Origin of the sequence: Shewanella aestuarii (assembly GCF_011765625.1) — a bacterium.
Classification (GTDB): Bacteria; Pseudomonadota; Gammaproteobacteria; order Enterobacterales; family Shewanellaceae; genus Shewanella; species Shewanella aestuarii_A.
Genome location: NZ_CP050313.1, coordinates 1070193 through 1085496 on the forward strand (window position 1 = coordinate 1070193; position 15304 = coordinate 1085496).

Annotated in this window: 17 protein-coding genes and 1 tRNA gene; 4 read left to right on the forward strand and 14 right to left on the reverse strand. The window is 40.8% G+C overall.

Annotated features, from left to right (window positions below; translation table 11 throughout):
• Positions 1–71: 71 nt before the first annotated feature.
• On the reverse strand, positions 72–3140 hold the full coding sequence (locus tag HBH39_RS04905; RefSeq protein WP_167676127.1) for an efflux RND transporter permease subunit: 3069 nt from the start codon (positions 3138–3140) through the stop codon (positions 72–74).
• Positions 3137–4309, reverse strand: coding sequence for an efflux RND transporter periplasmic adaptor subunit (locus HBH39_RS04910; protein ID WP_167676129.1), 1173 nt, complete (start codon positions 4307–4309; stop codon positions 3137–3139). The genes HBH39_RS04905 and HBH39_RS04910 overlap by 4 nt, the downstream gene beginning before the upstream one ends.
• A 215-nt stretch (positions 4310–4524) precedes the next feature.
• Here HBH39_RS04910 and HBH39_RS04915 point away from each other — a divergent pair, with 215 nt between their 5' ends.
• Both HBH39_RS04915 and HBH39_RS04920 read left to right on the forward strand, forming a co-directional pair.
• Positions 4525–5145: a TetR/AcrR family transcriptional regulator gene (locus HBH39_RS04915; RefSeq protein ID WP_167676131.1), complete on the forward strand. Its 621-nt coding sequence runs from the start codon at positions 4525–4527 to the stop codon at positions 5143–5145.
• 97 nt (positions 5146–5242) lie between these two features.
• Positions 5243–6178, forward strand: coding sequence for a DUF6268 family outer membrane beta-barrel protein (locus HBH39_RS04920; protein ID WP_244325745.1), 936 nt, complete (start codon positions 5243–5245; stop codon positions 6176–6178).
• A gap of 130 nt (positions 6179–6308) precedes the next feature.
• On the opposite strand, the gene HBH39_RS04925 is transcribed toward HBH39_RS04920, so the two are convergent.
• The gene (locus HBH39_RS04925) at positions 6309–6722 is read right to left on the reverse strand and encodes an LPP20 family lipoprotein (protein ID WP_432280144.1); all 414 of its coding nucleotides are present in this window, start codon (positions 6720–6722) and stop codon (positions 6309–6311) included.
• A gap of 35 nt (positions 6723–6757) precedes the next feature.
• Positions 6758–7468: a FlgO family outer membrane protein gene (locus HBH39_RS04930; protein ID WP_167676135.1), complete on the reverse strand. Its 711-nt coding sequence runs from the start codon at positions 7466–7468 to the stop codon at positions 6758–6760.
• 303 nt (positions 7469–7771) lie between these two features.
• On the opposite strand from HBH39_RS04930, the gene HBH39_RS04935 reads away from it, so the two are divergent.
• Positions 7772–8902 (forward strand): flagellar assembly protein FlgT, encoded by a 1131-nt coding sequence (locus HBH39_RS04935; RefSeq protein WP_244325775.1) that lies wholly within the window; start codon positions 7772–7774, stop codon positions 8900–8902.
• A 131-nt stretch (positions 8903–9033) separates the two neighbouring features.
• A tRNA-Arg gene (locus HBH39_RS04940) sits at positions 9034–9109 on the forward strand.
• 168 nt (positions 9110–9277) lie between these two features.
• On the opposite strand, the gene HBH39_RS04945 is transcribed toward HBH39_RS04940, so the two are convergent.
• The 10 genes from HBH39_RS04945 to HBH39_RS04990 form a co-directional block, all read right to left on the reverse strand.
• Positions 9278–9544, reverse strand: a complete 267-nt coding sequence (locus HBH39_RS04945; protein ID WP_167676138.1) for a hypothetical protein — start codon at positions 9542–9544, stop codon at positions 9278–9280.
• Between the two features lie 10 nt (positions 9545–9554).
• Complete coding sequence (locus tag HBH39_RS04950; RefSeq protein WP_167676140.1) at positions 9555–9725, reverse strand: hypothetical protein; 171 nt, start codon at positions 9723–9725, stop codon at positions 9555–9557.
• Positions 9726–9730: 5 nt separating this feature from the next.
• Positions 9731–9988, reverse strand: coding sequence for a hypothetical protein (locus HBH39_RS04955; protein WP_167676142.1), 258 nt, complete (start codon positions 9986–9988; stop codon positions 9731–9733).
• Positions 9978–10265: a hypothetical protein gene (locus HBH39_RS04960; protein WP_167676144.1), complete on the reverse strand. Its 288-nt coding sequence runs from the start codon at positions 10263–10265 to the stop codon at positions 9978–9980. The genes HBH39_RS04955 and HBH39_RS04960 overlap by 11 nt, the downstream gene beginning before the upstream one ends.
• A 21-nt stretch (positions 10266–10286) precedes the next feature.
• Positions 10287–10940: a hypothetical protein gene (locus tag HBH39_RS04965; protein WP_167676146.1), complete on the reverse strand. Its 654-nt coding sequence runs from the start codon at positions 10938–10940 to the stop codon at positions 10287–10289.
• A 551-nt stretch (positions 10941–11491) separates the two neighbouring features.
• Positions 11492–12331, reverse strand: coding sequence for a helix-turn-helix domain-containing protein (locus tag HBH39_RS04970; RefSeq protein ID WP_167676148.1), 840 nt, complete (start codon positions 12329–12331; stop codon positions 11492–11494).
• An 86-nt stretch (positions 12332–12417) separates the two neighbouring features.
• Positions 12418–12822 (reverse strand): hypothetical protein, encoded by a 405-nt coding sequence (locus tag HBH39_RS04975; RefSeq protein WP_167676150.1) that lies wholly within the window; start codon positions 12820–12822, stop codon positions 12418–12420.
• Positions 12823–13112: 290 nt separating this feature from the next.
• Positions 13113–13304: a helix-turn-helix domain-containing protein gene (locus tag HBH39_RS04980; protein ID WP_167676151.1), complete on the reverse strand. Its 192-nt coding sequence runs from the start codon at positions 13302–13304 to the stop codon at positions 13113–13115.
• Between the two features lie 97 nt (positions 13305–13401).
• Complete coding sequence (locus HBH39_RS04985; RefSeq protein ID WP_167676153.1) at positions 13402–13851, reverse strand: hypothetical protein; 450 nt, start codon at positions 13849–13851, stop codon at positions 13402–13404.
• Position 13852: 1 nt separating this feature from the next.
• Entirely contained in the window at positions 13853–15139 is a 1287-nt protein-coding gene (locus HBH39_RS04990) for a tyrosine-type recombinase/integrase (RefSeq protein ID WP_167676155.1), read from the reverse strand.
• Positions 15140–15304: the final 165 nt, after the last annotated feature.

Below are 15304 nucleotides of genomic sequence, written 5' to 3' on the forward strand. Positions count from 1 at the left end.
CATTAATCCAGTAAAAAGCCCTGCAACAATCGCAGGGCTTTTTTATTGGTGATGGTTTACCGCTTCTATCATCAAGCGGTTACAAAAACTGGTTGCCGCTGATTTTTAGGTTTCATCCATAGGGTGTACATCACAGGTACCCAAACTAATGACAACATTGTTGCCAGTAGTGTGCCACCGGCAATGGCAATGGCAAACGGTGGCCAAAACCCGCCGCCAGCAATGATGAGCGGTAAAAAGCCACCAATGGTGGTAATGGTGGTTGAGCCAATATGGCGGCCACAACTGCTGACAGTTTCTATAATTAACGGTAGGTTACCATTTCTGGCTTCAGGTAAATCTTCTAGCTCGGCTAAAATAACAATGGCAGCGTTGATGGCCAGTCCCATTAAGCCCAGTAAACCAATAATGACCGTAAATCCAAATGGATAGCCAAATACATACACTGCCAATAAGCCTAAACCTGCGGATTGGATTGCGCTTAGTAAGATAATGCCGGTTAACCTAAATGAGTTAAATGATAAGACCACTGTCGTTAACAGCAGCATCAAGACGACCAAAAGATTAGACATTAAATTGCCCACGGCTTCATCACGTTTAGCGCTTTCACCGCCGATTTCAATTCGATAGCCTGCGGGTAACGGTATTTTACTTAACTGTGCTTTGGCATCATCTAGCACTTGTGCTGGTAAAACGCCACTGGTGATATAGGCCTCAATGGTATTGACTCGTTCACCGTTTCGACGTGGGATCGCTCCGCGGCTAACATTAATTTGATTGTATGACAGCGCTGAAAGTGGAATACCGCTTCCTGTAGGAGAAACTAAGTTTAGCTCGGCTAAGCGAGTGGCTTGCTCACGGCTGTTATCCCCCAATCTAACTCGAACGGGTAGTGATTCGGTTTGTTCCAAAATACTGCCACCAATTATACCCGTGGTCGCCATTTGTATTTGGTTGGCGATATCGCTCAAACTTAACCCGCTCATTAAACTGGCATCTTCATTTACTTGCAACCACAACTTAGGGGCGCCGGCAGAGAGAGTGGCACGGGTATGGATAACATCTGGCGTTGCACTTAGCATCGCTCTAACTTGCTCGCCAATGTCTTTTAGGGTGTCTAAGGATGGGCCATAAATAAGCAATTCAACTGGCGCGTTAAACGGCGGGCCTTGCTCAAGTTTCCTTACGAGAATTTGAGCTTGTGGGAAGGCGAGATCTAGCATTTGTTGGAGTTGTGGGATCAGTTTGTTGGCCGTTTTAAAATCAGTTACTTTGACCATGGCTTGGGCGTAATTTGTTGCCCCTTGTTGGCGTTGGGTTAAATTATAATAAAACGACGGTGTATTGCCGCCCACAACCCAAGTGATCTCGCTAATGCCCTCAATGCTTTTTAGCGTTTCATTCACCAGCAGGGTTTGTTCATGAGTATTATCAATACTGACTTGTGGAGATAAATACATTTCAATTTGGAACATGTCTCGATCAGAAGGCGGGAAAAATTGCTCAGTCATTTGCCCCGCTGCCATATAACCAGAAATGGGTAAAATACCGACCACAATAGCGGTTAATAAAGGCCTTTTTAAGGCAAACGCTAAACTCGTTTTAAATGCTTTGCTTAATCTTGGAAACGCCATACCTTGTTGATACCAAGCATTTGGCTTGTCGCTGCGGCTAAATCGACCAGCTAAGCCAGCGATCAACGTATGAGAAATAAGATAAGAGCCCAGTAAGGCAAACATGACCGATATGGCAATGCCGCCAACAAATTCTCCAGCTGCGCCAGGCATTAACATAATAGGAGCAAAAGCCAGCATGGTGGTAATGGTGGAGCCAGCCAGCGGCCGCCATAAATGATGCAAGGTTTGCGATACAGCCTCTAACTTTGACAGTCCTTGCTGACGGCGCTGGGCAATGGCGTCAACAATCACAATTGCGTTGTCGACCATAATGCCTAATGCCACCACTAAGCCGGTTACCGACATTTGATGTATGGGTAAACCTGTGTACTTCATACAGGCTAATGTGAACAAGGCCGTAAGTGGAAGCGATAAGGCAACTATGAGCGCATTACGTAACCCTAAAGTGAGCATTAACACTGCCACAATAATTACAAAACCTTGTAGTAGGTTTATTACCAAATCACTAAGGCGTACCGATGTATAGCCTTGTTGGTCAAATAGCCATTGCACCTTGATGTTTGATGGTAAGTTGCTTGAAAAATGATTTATGGTATTGCTAACTTGTTGTTGCCATTGATCTACCCGATGGCTTTCTAGCATAGTTGCCGAGACCATAATACCGGGCTGTGAATCAATAAGCGCAATATTGTTTGTAGGCGTTTTGGCTTGGCGGCTAATGTTTGCCACATCACCGAGACGAATGATTTTGCCATCGATGTCGACTTTTAGCGGTACTTGGCGAATCCGGCTTTGAGAGTCTAATTCACCTGAAACTTCAACCAGTGCTCGAAACTGGCTGTTATTAATTTCACCCGCTGAAATTTTACTATCGGCATTAGATAAAATTTGGGCTATGGCTGCGGGTGTTAGTTTAAGTTGGCTGATTTTATTGCCGTCTAGCTCAACTAAAATCTCTTCTTCTGGCGCGCCATAGAGTTTGGCGAAATCTGTACCAGATAACAGTCTTAATTGGCTTTGTAGTTCTTTAGCATAACGATTTAATATGTCGGTTCTAACTGGGCTATCATCATTCCACACCACACCTAAAATCGCAGTGCTGGCAAAACCGACTTGATCATCAAGAGTGCTATTTTGCGCTTGAATGGGTAATAAGTACTTTCCATCGGCAATTAAATCGCGGGCGCGTGACCAAACAGGATCGCTCAAGGTGACTGAATCTTTTAACTCAAGTTGAATCACTGAAATGCCAGGGCGAGAGGTAGATTGCACGAGTTTTAATTCTTCAAGACGGCGCAGTTGATTTTCGAGCACCTCAGTAACCAATGCTTCAACACGTTCAGCCGGCGCCCCTGGGTAATGGGTAATTACAGAAGCAAAACGATTTGTAATGTGTGGATCTTCAGTGCGAGGTAAGCTTGAAATTGCGCTAAAGCCAGCCACTATTAATAATGAAATAAATAAGCTAGCTAAACGGCCATTTTCTAAAAAGGCTTTAATCATAATGCCTCTGTTTTGATTGTGTTAGCGCTAGTTGTGCTAAAAGTGGCAGATAGTGGTGATGATTTGTTTGCAATAACCACCTGACCAACAACTAATTTATGCAGTCCTTCAGTCACGATAATATCGTTAGCATTGATGGCACCCTTGACATAGGCTTGTTGCTGATTTGTGTAGATAATCTCAACATCACGTCGTTCAATAACATAATGATTATTACCGCTTTCATGAGGTTGAGCACTTAGTGTATATAAGTTCCATAGCCCACGAATGCCATCTGTTAATGCTGATATGGGCACCCAGAAACCCGCTTCGGCAATATTTTGTTGATGTTCAAAATAGGCAATTTCACCATTAAGCACCTTGGCATGCTCGGGTAAACTAATCCGCAGTTGCACGGTTCGTGTGATAGGGTCAATCTCAGCGCTGATCCCTTCAATAATTCCGTTAAGTAATTGATTACCTACTCGAATGTTAACTTGCTGGAGGCGCTGCAATCTATGGGCAACATCAATAGGGACACCGATATACGCTAAGCGCTGGTCATTACCGATTAAGGTAAAAACTGGGCTACCTAAAGTGATCACTTCACCAAGATTATGATGACGCTTACTGATTTTACCGCTGAATGGCGCGGTCAGAATGGATTTTTCTAACTTTAAATTTGTGGCATATAAACTGGCCGATAACCTTTGCTGATTGGCTTGTAAATTATTAACCTGTTGCTTGCTCTCATCGAGTTGTTGAGCAGACACGTAATTTTTATCTTTTAAGGATAAGTTACGTTTTAAGGTGATGTTGGCCAGATCTAAATCAGATTTTGTTTGCTGCAAACTGGCTTGCAATTGTTGTTTTTCTGCTTGTAATAATTGGGTATTTAACGATGCAAGCACTTGGCCTTTTTCAACACTGTCACCGCTATCAACGCTAATACTATTAAGTTTACCTGCAAGCTCAAAACCTATGCCCGTGGTATTGGCTGAGCGAATAATGCCTGTATAGGTTTGACTATGTTGGTAATAAGACGATGCTGTCAGTTGGCTGGTTGCTACGGTTTGATAATGAGGTATCTGCGCATGAGGCTGAACCTCTGAACCACAACCAAGTAGTAGTAACCCACTAATAAGGCCTATCATATATCGATGCACTGTTGTGGTCGATTTATGTTCCATGATACCTATCTCCAATTGACTTAAGTTACTTTTTATTCGTGTTGATACGTTTACTATTGAATGTTTGATTTAATGAGTGAATGTGTTTTTTTAGTTAAACTAGACTAGCAAGTCTAATTTCAAAAAACTAGACTGTCTAGTCTAATTTGTGATTAAATAGTTGCAAATGTAAAGTGATTAAACTTTTCGCCAGATAAACAGCAGAAGAATAAAAAATGAATAATCATCCACAAGTCCCTTTATCTAAAAGTGAACAGAAACGTGTTCAAATTTTAAGTTCTGCGATTGATTTGTTTTGTAATCAGGGATTTCCTAACACCAGCATGGATGAAGTTGCTAAACATGCTGGAGTGTCGAAGCAGACGGTATATTCTCATTTTGGTTCGAAAGATGATTTGTTTGTCGCCGCCATTGAGTCTAAATGTGTGATACATCAATTAACTGAAGATTTACTAATCGATCCTTCTAAACCTGAAATTGCTATTACCACATTCGCGCAACAATTTGGCGCAATGATAGTGTCAGAAGAAGCTATTACCGTGTTTAAAACTTGTGTTGCTCAAGCAGATACCCACCCCGAAGCCTCAGATTTATTTTATCAAGCTGGTCCTAAACATGTGTTGGGGCTAATGCGAGATTATCTAGCCAAGGTAAACCAGCATAAGCAATATTATTTTGATAATCCGCATGATAGCGCTGTGCGTTTATGTTTAATGTTGTTTGGTGAACTTAAAATGCGCTTAGAATTGGGCTTATCATCAGGGGATTTACTGACTAAACGTAATAACTATCTTGTTGAAACCGCAAACATGTTTTTAAGAGCCCATAAAGTTTAATAAAAGTGAACTATTATTAGCAGCTTACGTATACTCTTGAGTTGTGAAACAATCACCCAAACAGAATATTTATAACTGTATTGAAAGGATGCAAAAAATGGTACCCACAGCCAGTAAAAAAATACCCTTTGCGCACTCAAAAAATGTCTCGTATACATCCATAGCCATTGTTGCATCGATTATTAGTTTAGCTGCACTGAGTTCCACCGCTAATGCTGCAAGCCGCTCCCCATTTGAGTTAAATGTTGCCCGAACCTCAACTGAGTCTGTGACGGTTGGTGACAATGGCAACGAACTACAACGTGATGTGTGGTCAGCGAAGTTGTCAGCAGCTATGCCCCTTAATAAACAGTGGATGATTGGTGCCAATATCGGTTATGACAATTTAGATTATGGATGGCGAATAAAACAAGACAGTGCCATCCGTAACGCAAATGTTCCTTGGTCGTCTATCAATCAATACAGTGCAGGTCTATCACTAATCTATCGTCCAGGTAATCAGTGGACGTTTATGTTTGCCCCCAAAATTCAGTATGCCTATGCTGATATCGCTTCTTCATCAAACGCGCAAAGCTATGGCGCGGTTGCATCAGGCATGTACCGATTTGAATCAGGTAATATGTTAGGCGTGGGTGTTGCTTACTTAAATGATATTTCAGAAGTTCGTACTGTGCCTTACTTGGCGGTTCGCTGGCAAATAAGTGACAAGTGGGTACTTGCTAACCCATTCCAAGCCGGGTTTAGTGGCCCAGCAGGGTTAGAGGTGAGTTACAAGTTATCTGACGAATGGGATTTTGGGGTAGGGTCATCACGTCGTACACAGCGCTTTTTAATTGAAAATGATGACACCACCATTGAGATTGAAGAGTGGGTTGGCTTTTTTCGTGCCGGTTGGCAGATCAGTCAAAGCGTAAGTTTGAATGCATACGCAGGCTATTTCTTTGGCAGTGAAATTGAGCTTAGTGAACCTAAGTCAACTGAAGATATAAGCAATCAAGCAGCTGGTGGATTAACCTTTAAAATCAATTTTTAACTGCTTAAGTCTTAAATTACAAAATAAAAAATCATATAAAGAAACGCCGATAGTCATCGGCGTTTTTAATAGTGAAAAGCAAATTAGCTGAATGAATTTTAACTCGGTTTAGCAACGCATAAACGGTTAGCTAAAAATAAGTTACTTCTTTAATGCGTTTAGGGCGATTTTGTTGTTGGTATAAATGCCATACTTGCTCAAAATCGAGCTCAAGCTCAGTGACATAAAACTCACCTGAAGGGTAGGTTTTAACCACTTTTGCGCCCTTAATTAATCCACTCACAGATGACTTAACAGTATCGTTAGTAAGTAGCCACTCACTAACACTGCTATGTGCATCAATCTTTTGGCCATAAACTTGTTCAGCTAGCTCACGATATGCGGCAACCTTTGATGCTTGCATTGCCATTAAAATTTTATGTGATTGCTCATTACTTGGCTGGGTTGCTAATGGGGCATAACCTACAGCGGTAATTTTAGGAAACTGGCTGGGCGCTTCGGTTTCCCATTGCACATGCTTTTGATTATTGGCACAGCCAATCATAAAAACACCAAGTATTAGACTAAGAACCAAGTGCTTCATTGCTTATCTCCTAATACGGTATAACGGTTATTAGCTGTATCTTCAGTACGATAGAGTAAACCATCACGGGTTTGCACTTTATTAGCTGGTATCACATAGCCAGATAAACTTTTGCCAGCGACAAAAGATTGCACGGCCGAAACTACTCTATTATTGGTGACATCAACAATTCGACCATTAAAGTTAATTCCTTCATTGGTTAAATTAAGCGTTGAAACTAACACATGAGATACCGGTAAATCACTGGGCAGCAGTTGCCAATCTCGACTAAGCATAAACTCACCTTGACTGGTGGCTCTGAGCGCATTAGCGACATTTAGGTCAACAAGATTAAACTCATGAGCATGAAAAGCCGTCATAAGACTTTGCTGTAATTGCAATGCTAACTCATTAGTTTGCTGGAAATTGTTTGACATAACCGGTGTGGCAACCACTAAAGGTTGATCGGGACGCAACGCATCATTTTGCAATACTAGCTCATTGACTAATTTTTCAGCCCAAATATTGACCTGGCCTTTGGGGGCTAAACCTGATGCATTTGCATCATATACCAATTTATCTTGGTACATGTCATTGCTGTCTTGGTAACTCACCCATTTTCCTTCATTACTAAAGGCTAAGTTATCACTCTGATTTAGGGTGTTAGTGCATCCAGACAGACCGAATGTTGTCAGCATTAAAGCTAAAACGGTTAATCGTTGCTGCATGGTTTTATCCTTGGCATCTGCTTAAAAGCCATTAGTTTTGTTCTGATATGCTTTTATCGGCCTCAAAGCAAAAATCTTTATTAAAATATCAACATGGCAATGGTCGCTATTGCCTTTTTTAGGCACAAAAATTGCTTTGAATTGATAACATCATATTGTAAACGTCTACTTAGCAATGATTTAAAGCCAAAGTGACGGATATCTGACGCAGGAAGAGCTATGTTGCAAGCTGGATTAACCTATTTAGGCACACAGACTCAAGGTTATACACTTAGGGCAAGGCTGACCAAATTTTTACTACTAATGGTCATTATGAGTCCAAGCGTATACGCAGAACTCGTAGAAGTGACCGGTAAAGCGACCATTGTAAATGGGAATATTGATAAAGCGAGAGAAGACGCCATAAATCAAGCGCTCAACTATGCCAGCTTAAAAGCTGGGGTGAACTTTAGTAGCCAACAACAAATTACCCAAGGCACACTTACTCAAGACACCTTTATGATGCAGCGAATGGGAGCGGCTAATAATATTGAATTGGTCAGTGAAATCATTAGCGATAATCGAATTGAGGTGGTGTTATCGTTAAATATTGATGACACTTCAGCGGCAGCGCAGTGTGCTGAACAGTCGCTAAAAGCGGCTATTATGGTGCCCCAGGTTGAGATTGCTGATAGAGCACAGCTAAGAACTGGGCAACTTAATGGCTTTAGCCAAGCATTGACTCAGCAGTTAGGTGTCCAAATCAATAAACAGTCGCAATATAGTTTTGCACGTATTCATGCCGATGAACGTATCGACAAAACTAACGAATTAGTGAATTTTAATGGCTATCGTATTCCTAGTTGGTTAGGCGAAATTACCGACAGCCAGTATATATTGCAGTCTGAAGTGACTGACATGTCGACCGAACCTTTTACCAGCAGTTTATTTGGTTTGATCGATCACACCCCGCTAAGGCAATTTAGTTATAAATTGACTTTATATCATGGTATTAGTGGCGAAGTAGTGTGGGCAGATGAATTTGCCACCAACGCGCCGTGGGAGTTTGAGCGTCAAGATGCCGTAATGCCAAATAGCCAAAGGTTTTGGGGGTCTTCATACGGACAAGCGATTACATTGCAACTTCAGCAAGGGATCATGCAATTAGATAATCAGCTGAATTGCCGCCCTTTGCTAGGGCAAATTATTGCTAGACAGGGCGATCGCATTATCATTAATTTAGGTCGTAAAAATGGCGTCAAAATGGGTGATAAGTTTCAAATTGTATTGCAAAAAAATATTCCAGATAGGCTAAATAGCATGCGCGCCATTGCCACACAAAGTCGAGCCAAGGTGATGATAGAGCAAGTGAGTGAGGATATTGCGACTGCCGTGCTTGAAAACATAGATAGCAGTGAAAATATTCAGGTTTACGATATTGCCATTAAGCTTTAGTGCTTATTTTGAGGTTGAATAGAAATCTTGATAACGCAGGGCGTTTAATTATTAAGCGATTAAATCTAAACAAATTTAAACCCTAATTAAAGCCTTTTCATCGGATTGAAAACCAGTATAATCATTTGCGTCTCCCTATAGCTCAACAGGATAGAGCAGCCGCCTCCTAAGCGGCCGATCGGGGTTCGAGTCCCTGTGGGGAGACCATTTGAATATAAAAAGCTATACAGAACAATAACTTGGGTTGTCATTTTTTCAGCGTTCTCCCGCTATTCTCCCGCGTGATTCATTAGAAAATATATTGCAAAAAGTTAAAGCCTTGTGTTCAAGCTAGGCTCTTTTGTGTTGATGGATTTCTATCTAATTTCCTACTTGTTAGGAAAAATGCTGCGCTGTGTTCAATCTAAATTCAGGCTTGATGCCAAGATTAACAACGGGCTTCACCTTTGAGCGCATATCAAGCAGGATTTCTTTGTAATCGCTTTTCAAATGCCGGTGCTCTGCTGGGATCCATCCTGAATAAGTAAACCCACCAAAGCGGGCTAACCACTGATAAGGCTTCATGCGATAACTAGCGACAATTGCTTGGCAATAAAAGTTTACTTCAAACTCTGAATTTTCTGCGTTTTCATCAGATCGCATTGCTTGCCCCTTAGTAAAAATCTTCGAGCGGTCGGTATTTTTCACGCCAATCAACACCAGGATTGTGAGCATTCATAAATTCGACGTATTCAGATTCATTTTTGAATTGGTGCCACTGCGGATAAACAAGTTTTTTATCGCTTTTCAGGTTTTCTAGGCGCTTAACTAGACTCGATTTCATAATCATCACCAGCCGTTTGTTAGCATATCCGCTCGATACGCCTCATATGTTTCAAATTCAGGGTTAAGCCCGTGCAACTTGCCAAGATAAAAATAGCTTTCCCACGAAATAGCGCCCGTATGGATCAAGTGATAATACTCAGCGTTAAAAATATCCTCTGGCGTTTGCTCGCCACCTCCCCAATCATCGAAATGATCAATGATCACACAAGAACGGTTTTCAATTTGCTCCAATCGCTGAAGTAGGTTTTTGTTACTGCGCATTTTCTAGTGCTCGCAAGCGTTCATCAAATTCAGTGATTTCTTTTAGCCGCGCCTCAATCAGCTTGCCGTCTAATGAATCGCTTTGAGTGACAGGTTTTAAGCTTGGGTAAACCCTATCAAGAACAAACTTAATGGCTACCATGTCGCCCTCTAATACCTTCCCTTCAAGCTGTTTGATTGCTTCTTTACTTAGGGATTTAGGCAACAAAGAGCGCTTATTTTTTGCCCCAACTGGGCGACCTCTCGCCCGTTTATTTCCAGCTTCAAATTCAGGCATAATAAAAATCCCGTTAAATTATTATTCGGTTTCTTGCTCGCTTTCTTCGGCTGCTTCTTCGACTGCTTCATCGTTCAAGATGCCTGCAATCTTCTGTTCGTTTCCGTTGGCTGAAAACTTTATTTCATTGTAACCGTGGGCAGCGTCTAGCGTTGATTTCAGGCGAATTAGGGTATCAATAGCCTTTTCCGTTTCTTCAACTTCTGCAAACTGGGCTGGTGCTGCATGCTTGCGCAAAGTGTTGACCTGCTCTCGGCTTAGACCACCAAAAACACCTGCATCAGTTGATGTCAAAATTCTTGCCGCACTTGCTGACTGGCAACCAATCTCAAATAATTGATTTGCTGTTTTGCCAGCTAACATTCCCGCAATGGCTAAATCTGTATGTGTTGCTTTTGAAGCCTGCTCGAGTTTGTCTTGCTGAGAGGCAAGCTTGCTCAATAACTGATTCGATGCCGCTTGCATTTCTCGTGTAACACTTTCATTTGCCGTTTGGATTTTTTTCTGAACAGCTTTTTTATCCATCGATGAGGTTTTTTGCCAATCGAGCATTGATAGCTTGCTCATCAGGCTCTCATAGTTACTTGCGGATAGCTCAATGTTCTTAAATGCTAGCGAGTTGTTTAATCGCTGAGAAATCTTCACCTGACCAACTAAATCAGAAATGCTTTTCATAAAATTAACCCCGTTATTGAATGGCTTGATGCCTTTCTTGTTTATAAATTATACCACCCAGTATTTATTTATTCGATTAAAACTTAATTTATTAATCGTTTTTATCAATTAGCGGGTTAGAACGGCCAATTGTGGGCGATCCACTTTGCGTTATCGGTTAAATAGGCGTTTCTATGTGAGTTCTGAGAAATGCTGCGGGTGTTTGTGCTGATTCGTGAAATGTCGTCACGTCATATTATCCCGCCATGAGATTTTGTATGGTGAATGATTTACTGAACTTGGCTTTAATATTAAACAATCTGGAGAATTAAAAACCTTAGTGGTTTCTTAGTGTTTTTAAAGGTAGGAATTTCTATTTTTCAAATAGCCCAGAATCGGGCATTTCAAAGGCACTTATTGGTGCAATTAAAATAGCCTATTCCCCTATATGGGGGGAGAATGGTGGGAGAAAAATATGATTGTTTAAATTTAAATCTCATTAAATCAGTCTATTGAGTTATCAGTTTTCTTCTGAACTCGACTAAAACAACTTAGGTGCAACTAAATTCTACTCAAACTAATGTTTCTGCTAAAAGCTTTACAGCGTTGTTACTCCATTGCTCTGCAAAGCCTTCACTACTAAGAATCCCATCTCTTGCTAAGTCCTCCATCTCTGCACACATTAGCCAGCTAAGGTTTACTGGTTTGTCTCTTTTGAATACGTTTCTTTCTTGGTAGCGCCCATCAAGGAACTCTATAACCTGATTGCTGTTAGCAAAGCCTGCCAATGTATCATTGCTTAACAATAGCTGAATTATTGAGGTGTTAGGCTGTTCTGGTATGTCCACATTCGTAACAAGCTCTGCCCACTGCCTTGCAACTTCATAAAACTCGAAAACCATATCATCAGTTTCAATGCCTAAGTCTTGTGCTATTAACTTCCTTAGATGATTCTTGTAAAAAACATCGGCATCATTTTCAAATGATGTTGTAGTTAAAACTGTATTATTAATAACTTTGTTATGGTCTTTATTATTGGGTGACACTGGCGTCACCCCTCCCATGACATCTATGTCACCCCTAGGCATGACATCTATGTCACCCCTCAAGATTGCAAGCGTGTTTTGGGTGGGTAGTAACTTTCTACTTGAACCTTTAACCGACTTTGATTGGTTCACATAAAGCCAGCCAAAGCGCTCAAGGTCTTTAATGTATCTTTGTATTTGTCTGGTGCTTTTCCCTAGTTTCTTAGCTAGGTAAGCATTGGAAGCGTGATAATCGCGATTTGCTTTGTAGTAAGAAATTGCTTTGCTAACAATCCACGCATGATATAAATCTAACCCACTTTGGATTACTGCCTGCTCGATTGATTCTGGAAGCCATGAACCTTTTTCAGTTTTACTTTCAGCCATTGAAGTATTACTCTATCAAATATGGTTAGCGGCTTATGTCGCCAAACTTACACCGCTAACCATGTTTTTATCCGAGGGCTTTGAGACTACTTGTTCTCAAAGCCTTCTTGCTTTTCAGCGTTATAGATTGAATCATTTGCCGCCTGCTCATTGATTCGGTTGATAAGCCAATTCACGCCGCGCCACCTGATAGCATCCCTCAATATTCGATCAAGCTTCATGGTTTTTTTTGCGTAATAATGTGATTTTTCGGCTTCTATCTGCTCATCTCTGCAATTGAAATAACGATGAATTTCAGAAGGCGGGATAAACCATACTGTATCTTTTGCTGATTCGTCACAGTCCCAAGGTATGAACGATTTTCTTAATTCATCCATTACCCGGCTTTGTTGCTCCCCATTAGTTAAAAAAGTTATTTGCTCTGCTGTTAGGCGCTCTCCATTTAGAAGGCGACCTAATACTATTGAAACTCCATAAGATCGTTTACTCATTTATGACCTCTCTAGTTAAGTCTGGGAATGTGTTTAACTCGCTGAGTTTATAGCGGATTAATCGACTAACAATGCTGGTGGTAAAGCAGTTAAGCAGCATCATTAATCCAACATTCATTTTCATCAATTCCATATAGGCTAGTGGATAATCAGCTTTCATTTATTCGATAGTAATTTTCATAAAACTCCTTAAAATCGGTAGTAAATTGGTAGAATTTATTAAGAAAATATTTTTAATTGAATAAAATTAATTACTTAAAAGTTAGGTTTTCTCCTTACAAGGGATAAGCCTAGGCGGTTTTGGTTTGCGTTCTGCTATCTAGGAATGCGTTTAAATCGGTTAGCCTGTAGCGGACTAAGCGACCAACTTTTACAAAGGGGAGGTTGTATCTGCCGCAGCTCCTCCAGACTGTTAGAGTTCCCTCTGTTACGCCTAAATAAGCTGCTGCTTCTGAATTGTTTAGTAGATTTTGATTTTGCATAATATTCACCCGTTGCTCTTGCTTAATGACTAGGATGAATCATATATTTTCATTAATGTGACAAATTAAGTTTTTAGAAATTAAATTCCTTAACTTATTATTTTGTTGATTCCTTCATTTCTGATAATGCATTAAGCATGTCTGAGAGATTCTTGTTTTTATACAGTGCAAGATATGAATTTTTGAGCATGTTTCTTCTGATCAAATCTAAGCCTCTCTGGTCATCCTCAGGTGGCGCTAACATTTGACTAATTCGAGAATTGGTTACGCCCCAGTGGGCGGCAATGTCTAATTGGCTTCCGCCACGCTCAATAATTGCTAACATCAAACCAATAGCATTTGAGTTTTTAAACTCGCTATCAACTTTACTACTCCATGGTTTCCCACCTTTTAAATACTTCTCAACTCCACCAGCGATAAATTCAAGAAGGTGCTGAGGGACTTCATCACCGTCACGAACCATCTCGACAAATGTTTTTAGCGCCCAGTTTATTTCTGTGGCGCAAGTCGCTTCGTTTATCCCGTAGTGCTGTGGTTTTTGGCTCACTTTAAAGCCCTCCTAACAATTCTTTTCGTTGTTCCGGTGTAAGTGCCCTTAACTGTTCTTTTAATAGCTCAACGGCTGTTTGTGGCTCATTACTGATATGCTCAAGACCTGCGCGAACCTGACTTAAATCATGGTGTGCATAGGTGCGCTGTGTGATCGCTATTGAGCTATGACCTAACGCCTTTTGAATGATGGCTAACTCTATGCCTGCTCTCGCCATTCTGGTGGCTGTAGAACGCCTTAAATCGTGAAAGGTTAGTCTTTGTGCTTTGTCGTCTGAATAAAGCCCTGCACGCTTTGTGACGCGCCTCCAGAATGAGCCCTGTCCTGTTTTTTCAACAACATGACCTAGTTTGCTGCGCTTATTAGGGAATACAAAAACCTCGCCTTGTTCAGCCTCTTGGCTTCTTCGGTTTAAGATTTCCATTGCTGCGGGGATAAGTGGCACAACTAAGCCTTTTTTAGATTTAGCCTTACTTGCTGGTATCGTCCAAATTCTTTGCTGCGGGTCTATTTCTTCCCATCTCAAAGACAAAACGCAGCTTTTACGCTGTCCTGTCAGCAAAGCGATTAATACAATGTCTTTAAAAACTTGTGGTTCTTCGTCCAGTGCTGCCAAAAGTCTGATTTCTTCCTCTTGAGTCAATACACGCTCTCTTGGCTGCTCTGCAAACTTTTTAGCTACGGCAAAATGATTGTCAGAAATAAGACCTTCTTTCTTTGCGTAGTTAAAGATTGATTTGATTTGAGTGAGGCACTTGTTACTAATTGCAGGGCTCTTTGCCGTTTTTAGATCTGAAATAATTTTTCGAGCATCATCATTAGTGAGGTCTCGAACGTCTTTGTTTTTAAAAAAGGGCTTGGTGTGAAGTTTGAAAAGGGATTGAGCATCCTCAAGCGATTTAGGTCTACGCTCACCAGCTTTTATTCTGACTTGAAAATCAGCCTTATAGGCTGCAAACAAATCAGCATAAGTAAAGCTGTTAAGTCTGCGCTCTCTTATCGCGGCTTTTTCCTCATTAGGGTTTATCCCTTGGCGCATCAATTCTATATCATCAAGCGCTGCTTTTCGGGCTTGTTCCACAGTCATTTCGTCAGAACTACCGTAGCTAACAAAAACCTTTTTACCTTGAACGCGCTTTATTAAGTAAAAATAACCATTGCCGTTAGTATTGGTTTTTAAATGTAGAGGTGGGACTTCAGTATCACCATAATAAGTGTTTTCGCGTCTCTCTCTGAGTTGCTTTATTAGCGTTTTAGTAAACTTGAACCTTTCTTTTTTAGTCATATTGATCTCCCACTTATCTCCCACCAATCTCCCGCTAAAGGTAAATATACATTAATTTTAATATATATCCATTAATGTGATTTTAATATAAGTGGTTGATTTTATATATCAATATTTGTGGTTGTTAAGGTTGGTTAAAGTGGGTATATTAGGCGGGCTTATCCC